Genomic DNA, 14,975 nt, shown 5'->3' with positions numbered 1-14,975 from the left:
CGGGAGGCATGGACTTGGCCGAACTACCGACAAGGTCGCGCGTCGTAATCATCGGCGGCGGCATCGTGGGGGTCTCGTCCCTCTACCACCTCGCGAAGGCGGGCTGGACCGACTGCGTCCTCCTCGAGAAGAACGAGCTGACGTCCGGCTCGACCTGGCACGCGGCCGGGAACTGCCCGACCTTCTCGGGGTCGTGGTCGCTGATGAACATGCAGCGTTACTCGACCGAACTCTACAAGCGGCTCGGCGCCGAGGTCGACTACCCGATCAACTACCACGTCACGGGGTCGCTCCGCCTCGGCCACACGGACGAGCGGATGCTCGAGTTCCGCCGCGCCAAGGGCATGGGCCGCCACCAGGGCATGGCCATGGAGGTGCTCGGCGCCGACGAGCTGAAGCGGCTCTACCCGTTCCTCGAAACCCATGACCTCAAAGGTGCCCTCTACGATCCCAACGACGGGGACATCGACCCCGCGCAGGTGACCCAGGCGCTCGCCAAGGGCGCGCGGGAGATGGGTGCGAGGATCGTGCGGTTCTGCCCGGTGACGGGCGCCCGCCGGGAGAACGGCGACTGGGTCATCGAGACGGAGGCGGGCGAGATACGCTGCGAGTTCGTCGTGAACGCGGCCGGCTACCGCGCGCGCGAGGTCGGGCGCATGTTCGGCCGCGACGTGCCCATGACGGTCATGAGCCACCAGTACATCCTGTTCGACGAGATCCCGGAGATCGCCGCCTGGACCCGCGAGCAGGGGCACAAGCTGCCGCTGCTGCGCGACGTCGACAGCTCCTACTACCTCCGGCAGGAGAAGAACGGCATGAACCTCGGACCGTACGAGGGGAACTGCCGGGCCCACTGGACGACGCCCGACGACCCGATGCCGGCGGACTTCTCCTTCCAGCTCTACCCCGACGACCTCGAGCGCCTCGAATGGCATCTCAACGACGCCATGGAGCGCGTGCCGATCCTCGGCACGGCCGGCCTCCAGAAGGTCATCAACGGACCCATTCCGTACGCGCCCGACGGCAATCCGCTGATCGGCCCGATGCCGGGCGTCCCGAACGCCTTTGAGGCCTGCGTCTTCACCTTCGGCATCGCCCAAGGCGGCGGCGCCGGGAAGGTGCTCGCCGAGTGGGTGACGGAGGGGCGCACAGAATGGGACATGTGGTCCTGCGACCCGCGCCGCTTCACCGCCTACACCGATGACGACCACTGCGTCGCCAAGGGCATGGAGGTCTACGGGCACGAGTACGCCATCCACTTCCCGCGGCACGTCTGGCCCGCCGGACGCGGCCGCCGTCACTCCCCGCTTCACGACCGGATCGAGGCCCTCGGCGGCCAGTTCGGTCCGTACAACGGCTGGGAACGGGCAAACTGGTACGCCGCCCCGGGCGACGACACCTCCGAGGAATCGACGCTGACCTACCGCCGCGACGGCCCGTGGGAGCGGCGGGTGCGCGAGGAGTGCCTCGCGGTGCGCGACGCCGCGGGCATCCTCGACCTGCCGGGCTTCTCGCGCTTCACGCTGGAGGGGGCGGGCGCGCGCGACTGGCTGGCGCGCATGACGACTGGCGCCGTCCCCAAGCCAGGCCGGCTCGGCCTCGCCTACTTCGCCGACGAGGGCGGGCGCATCGTCACGGAGATGTCGGTCCTCGCCCTTGCCGACGACGCCTTCCTGCTGGTGACCGCGGCCGTCGCGCAGTGGCATGACCGCGACTGGCTGGTCCGCCACCTGCCGGCCGACGGCTCTCTTCGCATCGAGGACGTGTCCGAGAGGTTCACCTGCCAGATCCTGACCGGGCCCAGCTCGAGGGAGATCCTCGCGTCGGTGGTCGAGGGGGCGGACCTGTCCCGCGGATGGCTGACGCACCAGGAGGCCCGGATCGCCGGGAAACCATGCCGCCTCGTCCGAGTCTCGTTCGCCGGGGAACTCGGCTGGGAGATCCATTCCGCGGTCGAGGACACGCCGGCGATCTTCGACGCCGTCTGGGACGCGGGCCGGCCGCACGGGCTGAAGCCCTTCGGCATGTTCGCCCTCGACTCGCTCCGTCTCGAGAAGGGCTACCGGACGTGGAAGGGCGACCTGTCGACGGACTACAGCGTCCTCCAGGGCGGGCTCGAGCGCTTCGTCAAATGGGACAAGCCGGACTTCCTCGGGCGGGACGCGCTGCTTGGCGAGCGGGAGCGCGGGGTGTCCCGGCGCTTCGCCACGCTGGTGCTCGAGCCGGGGGAACACGACGCCCCGTACATGTCGACGGTCCGCCACGGCGGGGAGGTCGTCGGGGAGACGACGTCCGGGGGCTACGGCTACCGCACGGACCGTTCCATCGCCCTCGCCATGCTCCGGGCCGACCTGACCGAACCCGGCACCGTCGTCGAGGTGGAGATTTTCGGGACGCCCTTCCGGGCGACCGTCGCCGCAGACCAGGCCCTATGGGACCCGAACAACGAAAGAATCCGCGCATGACCAACCTTCCCTCCAAGGCCCGCGTGGTCATCGTCGGCGGCGGCGTGTCCGGCTGCTCGGTGGCATACCACCTCGCCAAGCTCGGCTGGACCGACATCGTCCTCCTCGAGCGCAAGAAGCTGACGTCCGGCACCACGTGGCACGCCGCCGGCCTCATCGGCCAGCTCCGCGCGTCCCAGAACATGACGCGCCTCGCCAAATACTCGGCGGACCTCTACGTCCGCCTGGAGGAGGAGACCGGCGTCGCGACGGGCATGCGGCAGTGCGGCTCGATCACGGTCGCCCTCACGCCCGAACGCCGGGAGGAGATCTACCGCCAGGCGACGCTGGCCCGCGCATTCGGCGTCGACGTCGCGGAGATTTCGCCCGAGGAAGCCAAGGCGATGTACCCGCACCTCAACATCGGCGACGTCGTCGGTGCGGTGCACCTGCCGCTCGACGGCCAGTGCGACCCGGCCAACATCGCCATGGCGCTCGCCAAGGGCGCTCGCCAGCGCGGGGCCCGGATCGTCGAGGACGTGAAGGTGACGGAGGTCCACCAGCGCGACGGGCGCGTGTCGGGCGTCTCGTGGACCGACGGCAACGAATCCGGCACGATCGAGACCGACATGGTCGTGAACTGCGGCGGCATGTGGGGACGCGACTTCGCGGCGCGCTCGGGCGTGACGCTGCCGCTCCATGCCTGCGAGCACTTCTACATCGTCACCGAGGCGATCCCCGAGCTCCAGCGCCTGCCCGTCCTGCGCGTCCCTGACGAGTGCGCCTACTACAAGGAGGACGCGGGCAAGATGCTGCTCGGCGCCTTCGAGCCGAAGGCCAAGCCCTGGGGCATGGGCGGCATCCGCGAGGACTTCTGCTTCGACCAGTTGCCCGACGACTTCGACCACTTCGAGCCCATCCTCGAGAAGGCGATCAACCGCATGCCCATGCTGGAGTCGGCGGGCATCCACACGTTCTTCAACGGCCCGGAGAGCTTCACGCCGGACGACCGCTACTACCTCGGCGAGGCGCCGGAGCTGAAGGGCTACTGGGTGGCCGCGGGCTACAATTCGATCGGCATCGTCTCGTCCGGCGGCGCGGGCATGGCGCTCGCCCAGTGGATGAACGACGGCGAGCCGCCCTTCGACCTCTGGGAGGTCGACATCCGCCGGGCCCACTCCTTCCAGAAGAACCGCAGCTACCTGCGCGACCGCGTGTCCGAGACGCTCGGCCTCCTCTACGCCGACCACTTCCCATATCGTCAGATGGCGACCTCCCGCGGAGTGCGCCGGTCCCCGCTGCACGCCGTCCTGAAGGACGAGGGCGCCGTGTTCGGCGAGGTCGCGGGCTTCGAGCGGCCGAACTGGTTTGCGAACGACGGGCAGGAGCGCGAGTATCGCTACTCCTGGAAGCGCCAGAACTGGTTCGGCAACCAAGCGGCGGAGCACAAGGCCGTCCGGGAGAACGTCGGCTTCTTCGACATGTCCTCGTTCGGCAAGATCCGCGTCGAGGGGCGTGACGCCTGCCGCTTCCTCCAGCGCGTCTGCGCCAACGACGTCGATGTGAAGGTCGGCCGGATCGTCTACACCCAAATGCTGAACGAGCGGGGCGGCATCGAGAGCGACCTCACGGTGACGCGCCTGTCCGAGACGGCCTACCTACTGGTCGTCCCGGTCGCGACCTTCACGCGCGACCTGTCGTGGCTCCGCAAGCAGCTCCGCGACGAGTTCGCCGTCCTGACCGACGTCAGCGCCGGCGAGGCCGTGCTCGTGGTGCAGGGACCGCGCTCCCGCGAGCTCCTGTCGCGCGTCACGCCGGACGACCTGTCGCATGAGGCGTTCCCGTTCGGCACGGCCCGGGAGATCGAGCTCGGCATGGGCCTCGCCCGGGCCCACCGCATCAGCTACGTGGGCGAGCTCGGCTGGGAACTCTACGTGCCGAGCGACCAGGCGGCCCACGCCTTCGAGGCGATCCGCGAGGCCGGCCGCGAGTTCGACCTGAAGCTTTGCGGCATCCACACGCTCGACAGTTGCCGCATCGAGAAGGCGTATCGCCACTTCGGGCACGACATCACCGACGAGGACCACGTCCTCGAGGCGGGCCTCGGCTTCGCGGTCAAGACGAAGAAGGGCGACTTCATCGGGCGCGACGCAGTCCTGCGCAAGCGCGAGGAGGGGCTGAAGCGCCGCCTCGTCCAGTTCCGCCTGAAGGACCCGGAGCCGCTGCTCTTCCACAACGAGGCCGTGGTGCGCGACGGGCGGATCGTGTCGATCGTGACCTCCGGCAACTACGGCCACCACCTCGGGGGCGCGATCGGCATGGGCTACGTCCCCTGCGAGAACCAGGGCGAGGAGGAGCTCCTCGCGTCGACCTACGAGATCGAGATCGCGGGCGTCCGCGTCCCGGCGGAGGCGTCGCTGAAGCCGATGTACGACCCGACCTCGTCCCGCATCCTCGCCTGACCGGCTCCAACTCCAGGACACATCCCATGCGCCCCAACCTGCCGTCCCTCGACAGCTACTGGATGCCCTTCACCGCCAACCGCCAGTTCAAGAAGGCGCCGCGCCTCTTCGTCGGCGCGCAGGGCATGCGCTACACCACCGACGACGGCCGCACCGTCCTCGACGGGACCGCGGGCCTCTGGTGCGTGAACGCGGGCCACGGTCGGCGACAGATCGCGGAAGCCGTCGAGCGCCAGCTCATGACGCTCGACTACGCCCCGTCCTTCCAGATGGGCCACACCATCGCCTTCGAGTTCGCCGAGCGCCTCGCGAAGATCGCGCCGGGGCCGGACGGACATAAGCTCGATCGCGTCTTCTTCACCGGCTCGGGGTCGGAGTCCGTCGACACCGCCCTCAAGATCGCGATCGCCTACCAGCGCGCCGTCGGACAGGGCACGCGGACGCGCCTCATCGGCCGTGAACGCGGCTACCACGGCGTCGGCTTCGGCGGCATCTCGGTCGGCGGCCTCGTGAACAACCGCCGCGTCTTCCCGCAGCTTCCCGGCACCGACCACCTGCGCCACACGTTCGATCCCGTCCGCAACGGCTTCGTGAAGGGCCAGCCCGAGCACGGCGCCGAGCTCGCCGACGACCTGGAGCGCCTCGTCGCCCTCCACGGGGCGGAGACGATCGCCGCCTGCATCGTCGAGCCAGTCGCCGGCTCGACAGGCGTCCTGCCGCCGCCGAAGGGGTACCTCGAGCGGCTTCGGGGAATCTGCGACAAGCATGGCATCCTCCTGATCTTCGACGAGGTGATCACCGGCTTCGGACGGCTCGGCTCGCCTTTCGCCACCGACCACTTCGGCGTCGTCCCCGACCTCGTCACCACCGCCAAGGGCCTCACCAACGGCGTGCTTCCGATGGGCGCGGTGTTCGCCAGCCGAAAGGTCCACGACGCGCTGATGCACGGCCCGGAGGGCGCGATCGAGCTCTTCCACGGCTACACGTACTCAGGTCACCCGGCCGCCTGCGCGGCGGGCATCGCGACGCTCGACATCTACGAGAGCGAGGGCCTGTTCGCCCGCCCGGCAGAGATCCAGGCGGAGTGGGACGAGGCGATCCACTCGCTGAAGGGCCTGCCCCACGTCACCGACATCCGCACCATCGGCCTCATCGCCGGCATCGAGCTGGCCCCGCGGGACGGCGCGGTCGGCGCGAGGGCCTACGACGTGTTCGTCGACTGCTTCGAGAAGGGCCTCCTCATCCGCACGACGGGCGACATCATCGCGCTGTCCCCGCCGCTCGTCATCGAGCGGGGGCAGATCGGCGAGATCGTCGAGGTCCTGGGAAGGGTGATCGCGGCCGCGGCATGATGTTCATGCCGCTCCCGAGGGATTTCTTTTCCGTTAAAGCCCTACCCGGCCCGCTTAGAACCACACCCAGAGTCACCACCCATGCCGAACGGCGCTCATACATAATGCATGCCCGGAACGGAGAGTCCGCTTATCAACGTGGATGCCGAAAAGCGGACTGTCCGTTGACCACCCAAACCTGCCATCCCTGAAGCACTTATGATCGTTCCTGGAATTCGCAGGACTGGCCGGCAAGGAGACTGACAGCTTTCGTTACCAGGTCAGTCAAAGCGGACGAGGTCACCCGACTCTCAACCGGGCGGGGTGCGGCGAACGAGCGCCACGGCCGCGGCTTCGGCCGCCGCCGTGACACGGCCCTCCAGGTCATGCGCTTCGGCGACACCGACCGCGACCAGTCGCCCCAGCGCCCGATCGATGCGCGCACGCGCCGGATGCGCTGGCGCGAGCAACCCAGGGTCCTCGACCACCGCCGCCTCGAACCATTTCACGACCTGACGGCCGACGCCCGCCGCGATCCAGAGGCCCGGCGATGTCGTGCGGTCGAACCAGGCCTCGGCTGCGTCGAGCAGGAAGTCGAGATGCCGCGCGCGCGGCGCAACCAGCAACAGGTTCATCGCGCAGCGCGCCACGAACACGGTCTGCCCGCCAGGCAACATCGGGCGCAGCAGTGGCAGAAACGGATCGACCCTGTCGAACAGGGCGCGCGGCAAGTAGCTGTGCGTCCCGTTGATGATCCCATAGGTGTTGAACATCATCTTCGCGATGACGCCGCCGCTCTCCATGTCGATCCGCGCTTCGGCAGGGTCGCGGGCATACTGCCACCGGTTGAGGATCATCACACGGCCGACCAGCTTTTCGCGCAGCGCCACCGGTCGCGCCGCCGCACGGCCGCTGTCGTTGAAATAGAGCGCGTCGGCGGCATGCTGCACCGTTTGCGCGACTTCGCCGAACGGCGCGTCTGGCAGCTCGGTCACGAACGCCAAGTCGGCCGCGAACGCCGCATCGTCCCCGTCGAGCAGCCGCTCGGCGTAGAAGGCGTAATAGTGCATATTCCAGTCGTTCAGGTCGCGGCTGACCTCGGCATCTGCCGCATAGCCCAGCCCGTTCATTCGCCCTGTCCACTCGGCATAGGCCGAGACGATCTCTTGCCGCCAGCCGATCGTGCCGGCAGGCGCCGACTGGATCATCGCAAGCCACTGGGCCGCCGCCCTATGATCGGCATGAAGGATCGCCGGCGACGCGTCGATCGCCGTCTCGAGCGCGTCGTCGGCGTCGAACTCCTCCGGCGTGACCGGTCCCGGCACTCGCATCCGGCTAGCCCGGCGCAGGATCGGACGCTCGTCGGGCCAGGCTGGCCAGTCCGGTTCTACACCGCCGTCAAGCCAGGCCAGCTCGGCCGCCACGGCCGCACCGATCCCGGCGGCCCGTTCCGCTTCGAACGCCGCGTGGGGCGCCTCGTCTTCCGGCTTGTAGCTTTTCCAGCGCCACGTCATGCTGGCAAAAGCCGCGCGCATCATCGCCTTGAAGAGGCTTGGCTCGATTTCGAAGATGCGCTGGACCGCCGCCGCCACCGCGGGGGCCGGCGCCCGGTCCTGTCGTGTCGCAAGTGCGACCAGCGCATCGCGGTCGGCGGTCTGCCCCTGCCGTGCCCAGAGATGGATCAGCGCCAGGATCGCGATCGCCGGGCGGTTGAAGCGCAGCGTATCGTGCGAGCCGCCGCCGCGATCAGATTTCTCCTCAAGCGCGATGGCGATCACTTGCCGAACCCAGGCTTCGTTCGCCGCGAGCAGCGCGTCGTCGCCGTCGCGCGCGACCAGCAGCGCCGTCGTGATTAGCCGTGTCGAGCGTGACTGGAGCACGTCGGTATCGCTGCCATCGGGCACGCCGCCCTCGGCATAGGCGACCGCGTCGCGCGCGGTGTCGGCAGTCGCGTAGTCGCCGCCCTCTCTGGCCATCGAAATGCGCGCTTCCATGCCGCTTGCCTGGACCGACACGTCGCGCTTGGCTTCGAGCGCCGCGAAATGCGCGGCCTCGTCCGGCGGCGAGCGATATTCGAGATTGCCGTCGTCCCGCTCGAACCAGTTCGCCCGGGTGAGGAGGTTGAGCGCGTTCCGTCCGGCCAGCTCCGGGTCGCTCAGCGTCGCGTGCGCGCCATAAGGCTCAAGCGTCTCGACCGCGGCTGCGAGCGCTGTCCGCAACCCGTTGCCGACCGGCTCATCGGCGAGGAAATTCGGCAGGGTGTCGATCAGCGAATAGCCGCGCGAGGGGCGTGCTCGCAGATCGGCCATGCGCACCAGACCCTTCGGCTCTTCCTGCAGCCCAAGCGTGTCGAGCCCCGACCCCATCTGATCATGGATCTGCCGGGTGCGATCGTCGGCGAGCAACTGCGGGCTGGCGAGGAACGGCGCGAGCGGGACGCGCGCGATCGTGCCGTGCGACAGAAGAACATCGATCGCGATCAGCAGATAGGCGGCGGCGCTACCCTCGGGTCCGAGAATGTCGGCCAACACCGCCTCGACCGGATCGCCCTCATCGAGCCGCTTCTGGCTCCACGCCTCCAGCGCTAGAAGCCCGGAGGCGGCCGCATATTCATCGCCGTGGCCCCGCGACCAGCCATAGCTCCAGGCCCAGGGGAAGAAGCGCAGCCCCTCGCCAAAATCGACTGCGATACCATCGTCGCCGGGCTCGCGCCTGTCGGTGCGAAACGCGATCGCCTCCTCGACCAGTGCCCGGATCAGCGCCAGTCCTTCAGCCGGCGCGGCATTCAGCAGGTCGAGAAACGGCGGTTGCGCGGGCGACGGCGGCAGATAGTCGCTGTCGGCAAAGCTGAAGGCGCGCTCCATCGCCCGGTCCCGCCGGCGCCGGCTGTCCTTCTTCTCAATCAGGGTCGCCTGGACCATCGCTGCTAGTTCAGCCGGCGCGACCGGCGCGATTACGCTCGAGAATTGGCGCAGATTCTCCATCTTGTGATGGTCGCCGTCGCTCGTGATCGCGGTGAGATAGGCCTTGAGCGCGTCCGGCGCGAAGGACCCGAGCAGCATCGTCATCAGCCGAAGCTTGTCGATCGTCTGCCGCCGTGCGTCGCTCGCCCAGCGCGCGCCACCGTCCATTCCCGGGATCGTGACCGGGGTGTCGCGCAGATCGAGCTGGCAGAGCCAGCCGAACAGCAGCCGGGCGGTGCGCTCGGCGAGCGAGGGGAGCATCTTGAGGAAGAAGGTCTGGACCTCGACCAGTTTGACCACCGCGCCGATCGCGGACATTGGCACTTTGGCGGCATGGGCAAGCACCCAGCGCAGCACCAGGACCGACGATCCCGTCACATCGGTCCGGTACGACCGTGGCAGATCGACCTTCGATCCATCAGGCAGGGCGATGACGTCTGCCACCGCCTGCGTCTCGACCGCGACGATCGTCGTGGAGAGTTCAGCGAGGAGCGCGCCTCCCCCGGCGAGGAGCGAGGCGCTCGCCTTATCGAGCACGTCCATGGCGACTTCGGATCGGACGAGTGCAAGGATCGCCTGGCGGCGCCACGACCCGTGCGCGCTCGGCGGCGAGAGATGCGAAAGCAGGTCGAGCCAGGCGCTCGCATCCTTGCCCGTCTCGAGGAGGAGCCGCGCGGCGATCTCGACGCCACGGGCGACGCGCGGCGATACAGGCCCGCTCAGATCGAACCCGGCCAGGCGGGATGGGTCTTCGACAAGATAGGTCCCGATCGCCCAGTCGCGCAGCACGTCATGGTAGAAAACGAGCCGGTCGCGTTTGGCTTCGCGGACCGACTGCGCGGTCAGCAGATGGTCGCGTGCCGGCGAATCCTCGGCGAGATCGATCCCGGCCTCGCCCTTGAGCGCGGCGGTCGCCAGCGCCTCAAGGATGCGCTGCGCTGCGCGCACCTCGGCCGCAGGCGCGCCATCGGCACTGGTCCACCACAGCTGCGCGAGTTCGGCTTCGGTCCGCACCGACGCGGCTCGCGGCTCGCGGAGTAATCGCGACAGACGGTAGAGATTGCGCGCAAGCTGGGCCGCGGGATGGCTGGCATCGAGCAGCATGCCGAGCTCGGGTGCCTGGTCGACAAGGATCGCGACTTCCTCGTCCGACAGTGCCTCGACCTCGACCGCATGCAGCCCGCCAAGCGCGGTCGCGACTCCCGCGTCGAGCCAGGGAATGGCGTCGCTGGCGCCTCCCCGCCGCGCGGTCGCGATCACCGTGAAGCCGGGAATAGCGGAAGCTGCCCGCAGCAACTCGCTGATCGTGCGCTGGCGCCCCACATCGTCGATCATGTCAATGCCGTCGATGAAGAGATACGCCCCGCCGCTCGCCGCCAGATCGGTCAGGAAGGCGTAGGCCGATCCGGGGATTCCGAGCGCGTTCGCCAGGTACAGCCAGCCGCTCGGCGGTGTCGCCTCACGATCGAGGACTATGATCGGCGCGCGCGCGGCGACGCGCTCGGCATAGTGGCGCAGCACCCAGGACTTACCAACACCGGTATCGCCGCGCACAACGACGAAGCGCTGCGTCTCCGCGACCTCGTCGAGTGCCGCAACCGCCACCAGCCGCGGCAGCGTCACGCCCGCGACGCTCGTCCCGATCGGCGCGAGCGTGTTATGCGCGAGTTCGTCGAGCCGCGCGCGTGCCGGGCCATAATCGCGTTCACCGGCGAGCTTGAAATCTGCCTCGGCGAGATTGGTCTTGAGCGCGGCGGCGTCGATTTCGCCCCCGCGCGCGCCCGTCTGGATCGAGAGATCGACCAGCCGGCTCCACAGCGCCTCGGCGCGTGCGACCTGCTCGTCGGCCAGCGCCATCCGCGCAAGCGCCAGACCATAATTCCGCGCGATCGGCGCACTTGCCTCAAAATCGAATTCGAGTATCAGCATCCGACGAAGCAGCCGCCAGATCGCCTCATCCTCATCGGCGACACCGCCCGCGACCAGATGCGCGCGCGTCGTCGCGACGAACGCGCGCATGTCGCCGTTCGCCACGCCCTTGGCACTCAGACGGGTGAAGAATTCGTACGCTGTTTCTGCGCTGCGTGCCCAGCCCAACACATCCTGATAGGCGCCGGAAATCTTGCGGCTGGTCCGCTGCGTGGCGATCCCGAACAGATGGCGCTCCGCCGGTACGTCGCCAATCGTGCTGCTGGCGATCTGATGGGCGACGTCCTTGTAGACCGCGTCCTTTGGCGAAAACTGGATGTCGCGCTTCGATTGGATTTCGAGCAGCGCATCCCCACTGGCGCCGACGCCCTTGATGATGACGTCGTCGAGCTTGAAACCTTGCTCGACACCCTGGAAGCGCACGCTGGTGACGCGCGCATCGGGCAGCCCCGGCGCCCTATTGCCAGTCAGGAGCGCCAGCAGGTAGAGCGCGCCGAGCTCGCCCTCGATATAGGCGCCGGCCGCACCGCGCGATGCCGGGCTCGAGCCATGCTCGGTGTCGATACTGGTCCCCTCTTCTGCTATCCCCCAGATATGCAAATGATCGCTCGCGCGTTCAAGCGAAACGCGCAAGAGCGAGGATCGCGGTTGAGCCATGATATTCGCACTGGCGGGCTCATGGTCCTCGCCATTCCGGCGGTAGCCGGATCGACCGCAGCTAGAGAAATGGTAGCAGCGTTCGCTACATGGTGAGAATAGACCTCATCTCGGACCACTTCGGCGGCAGTTTTTGGGAGCAGAGATCAGCCTATTGAACGGCAATTCTTGGAGCATATTGCCGTCCGGCAGATTGATCTCCGCCGGACGGCGGGTCTCGGAACAAGCCGACGTTCCCGCACATCTCGGCCAACGGCGTATGTTGGCGCGTAGCCGACGTTCGACGCTGCAAGTTCGGGAGGCTGCTTTCGGCTCATGTCTACATGGGATCGAACGAGTCCACTTTCGCGGAACCGGTGGTGTGGGCGCGACGCGACGCTCTCCCTCTTCCTCGACGGCGATGGCTCGCTGAGAGAGCCCGGCGCCAAGCTCCTCTGTTTGGCGGCATGAACGAGACGCGGGCGCCGAGCGGATGCCCGGCGCCCGCTTTGCCGTTCCGCTTCGTCGCACCCGCCCCGCCGCCGTCAGGCGAGGAGGAGGTCGTGATGGACGAAGTGAACGTTGTCGGCGGTAAGGGCCGTTGGCGCGACGCCTTTCAGAACGATCGTGTCGGCGCCGAAGGCGATGAGCGTATCGCCGCCGAGCTTCGTCATGTGGCTCTGCAGCTCGGCGAAGCTCGAGGCGAGGCGGTCGTCGAGGGTCAGCACGTCATGCCCCATGCCCGACCCCGCCTCGAAGCCCTTCACCACGTCCTTGCCGAAGCCCTGGCCGAAGACGAACGTATCCGCCCCGCCCTTGAAGCCGGTGAAGGTGTCGGCGACGCCCGCATGCGAGACCAGCACCGCGCCTGCGGCCTTGGCGACTTGGCTGTGGCTGCCGTCCGCCGCCGTCTGGTCGCTCCAGAGCTTCACATTGCCCGTGCCGTAATGGGTCTGTGTCGTGGTGGCGGGCGTCTTGGAAGTGCCGGCATAGCTGTATTCGAACGTGTCGCGTTCACCCGACAGGTTGCCGACGATCCGTACCGTCTCGCGTCCCGCTGTGTCGTAGCCGTGGACCTCGGCCGTTCCGTCCGCCTTGTATTGCGTCGAGAGATTGAGCGTGCCGTCGCCATAGTGCCGTTCCACCGACACGAGCTTGCCCTTGGCGTCGAAGACCAGCGTCTGATCGGCATAGGGCTTGTTCGCGACGTATTGCGTCTTCACCTGGCTCTTGTCGGCATGGACGATCAGCGAGCTGATTTCCTTGCCCGTCACGCCGCTGAAGTGGTGCACTTCCTTCGAGCCGTCCGCCGCCCGGGTCTCCGACAGCGTCCGCACGCCCTGCGCGGTCTCGGTCTCGATCGTCGTCAGCCGCCCGGCCGTGTCGAAGGCGAGCGAAGTCTTCGTGCCGTCCGAGGTCCATTGCGTCACCGCCTGGCTGCCGTCCGGGCGCACCACCTGGTTCAGCGCCGGCTTGCCGTCGGCATAGGTCCGCTCCATCGAGATCAGCTTGTCCTTCGCGTCGTAGACCGCGTCCTGGCGGGCATAGGGCTTGCCCGTCACGACGTAATTGTGCTCCTCGCGCACCCCGTCATGGATGTAGGTCTGGCTGAGCTTCGTGCCGTCCGGGGCATAGCGGTCCGTCTTCAGGCTGCCGTCCGTCCCCTCGAACACCACCTTCTGCAGAATGCCGTCCGGGCCGTAGACCGTCGACGTCTCGCCCGAGGCATCCGTCGTGACGACGCTCAGCGTATAGGTCCCGGCGATCTTGCCGAGCACAGCGCCATAACTCGCACGCGCCGCGTCAAGAGCCGCCTTCGTGGCGAAGGGCAGGTCCGAACCCTCGGTGATCAGAAGCGCCGGCAGAACGGAGCGAGCGGCGAAATCGGCGAGCTTGGCGACGATTTCAGCACCCGTGCCGCTGAAAACCGATAGCGGGCTCGAAGGCGGACTGGCGCGCTCCTGATCGCTGGTTGCGGCGACGGCGGTGAGTTGGTGGTCACCCGCTGGCAGAAGCGAGAGATTGAACAAGCATCTGCCGCGGATATCGGCCTGTACGGTTTCGATAAGGGTCGAGCCGTCATAAAGGGACACAAAAGACCCGACCGGCGCCGTGCCGGGAAGGGTCGGGCTGCCATTCCCGGTCCCGCTGAGAATGGGCGCGCTGAGGGCTGGTGCCTTGAAGGTCAGGTTGTTGGCATAGGTCCCCGAGCTGTCCTGAATGGTTTCGACGGAGCCGGAGAAGATCTGGTCGCGCTGGGCCTCGGTGAGGGTTGCGCCGATGACGACGACCTTGTCCTGGCCGGTGCCGCCGACGATTTGCATCGCCGTCTGGATGTTGCTCGTCGTGAACACCGTGCCGGAAGTGTTGAAGCTTTCGATCAGCGTTCCGGTGACGCTCACGCCGCCGAGATCGAGGGTCGCCGCGTCGGTGACAAGTGCGCTGGAACGATAGTCGGGCCCGTAGATGTTGCGGATGCCGGAAAGCGAAGCGCTGTCGACCTTAATCGTCGTCATCGCACTTCCATAGGTGAATGTCTCGACGTACAGATAGTAGATATTCTTGATGCTGACGTTCGTCAGATCATACTCGACATTTCCATAGACCTGCTCAGCCCAAGTTCCGGTTGTCGGGTCGTATCCGCCAGAAACAACCTTGGATTCGCCCTGTAGGCGGAGGTAATTGATGCCATCGCCCCCGTCGATCTGATCGCCGGATTTCAGACTGCTTGGAGCGCGAACGTAGATGTAGTCGGACTCGTTGCCGCCCTGGAGGTCCGTGTGCCCGGTGCCGAGCGACACCGAGATGCTACCGGTCGAAGGATAGCTGTAAGAACTCGCCGAGCCGTTGCCGAGCACCACCTTCAGGTCCACCCCGTCGCGCAGCACCAGCGATGCCGAGGAGGAGGTGGCGTTCGTCAGCCGCACCTCCTCGAAGCCCGAGAAGGCGGCCAGCTTCGAGAGATCGAACGAGCCCGAGCCGGTCAGCGACAGCACATCGTGCTCGCTGCCGCCCGTCAGGCGGTCCTCGGCGTTCAAGGTCGAGGCTTGGCCGAATACGATCGCGTGCTCGGCGGAGGTTTTGATCGTGTCGGTTTGGGCGGTGAGAACCAGGCCCGAGAGCTTTGGGTTCTGATAGGTCCCCGAGCTGTCCTGAATGGTTTCGACGGAGCCGGAGAAGATCTGGTCGCGCTGGGCCTCGGTGAGGGTT

4 protein-coding genes and 1 pseudogene are annotated in these 14,975 nt (G+C 67.5%); 3 read left to right on the top strand and 2 right to left on the bottom strand.

All coding sequences use genetic code 11. The features are described 5' to 3' along the window. Positions 1-8 precede the first annotated feature (8 nt). From IEY14_RS10530 to aptA, 3 genes are read left to right on the top strand one after another with little or no spacing between them, the layout of a single operon-like run. Complete coding sequence (locus IEY14_RS10530; RefSeq protein WP_373288959.1) at positions 9-2,465, top strand: GcvT family protein; 2,457 nt, start codon at positions 9-11, stop codon at positions 2,463-2,465. After that, positions 2,462-4,906, top strand: a complete 2,445-nt coding sequence (locus IEY14_RS10525) for a GcvT family protein (protein ID WP_188908236.1) — start codon at positions 2,462-2,464, stop codon at positions 4,904-4,906. The genes IEY14_RS10530 and IEY14_RS10525 overlap by 4 nt, the downstream gene beginning before the upstream one ends. A gap of 26 nt (positions 4,907-4,932) precedes the next feature. Next, a complete protein-coding gene (gene aptA / locus IEY14_RS10520) occupies positions 4,933-6,258 on the top strand; it encodes an omega-aminotransferase AptA (RefSeq protein WP_188908234.1) in 1,326 nt (441 codons plus the stop codon). A gap of 290 nt (positions 6,259-6,548) precedes the next feature. Here the strand turns inward: aptA and IEY14_RS10515 are convergent, their stop codons facing one another. Together IEY14_RS10515 and IEY14_RS10510 are read right to left on the bottom strand one after the other, a co-directional pair. After that, positions 6,549-11,762 (bottom strand): NACHT domain-containing protein, encoded by a 5,214-nt coding sequence (locus IEY14_RS10515; protein ID WP_188908232.1) that lies wholly within the window; start codon positions 11,760-11,762, stop codon positions 6,549-6,551. Positions 11,763-12,310: 548 nt separating this feature from the next. Next, positions 12,311-14,975, bottom strand: a pseudogene (locus tag IEY14_RS10510) (hypothetical protein); the annotation flags it as partial.

The sequence above is a fragment of the Aureimonas endophytica genome, assembly GCF_014642635.1.
GTDB lineage: Bacteria > Pseudomonadota > Alphaproteobacteria > Rhizobiales > Rhizobiaceae > Plantimonas > Plantimonas endophytica.
The sequence above is the reverse complement of the archived record's forward strand: the minus strand, read 5'-3'. Positions and strand labels throughout refer to the sequence as shown.

Coding starts and splice junctions, on each gene's coding strand:
- IEY14_RS10530 (WP_373288959.1), top strand. CDS start 9: ATGGACTTGGCCGAACTACCGACAAGGTCGCGCGTCGTAATCATCGGC.
- IEY14_RS10525 (WP_188908236.1), top strand. CDS start 2,462: ATGACCAACCTTCCCTCCAAGGCCCGCGTGGTCATCGTCGGCGGCGGC.
- aptA (WP_188908234.1), top strand. CDS start 4,933: ATGCGCCCCAACCTGCCGTCCCTCGACAGCTACTGGATGCCCTTCACC.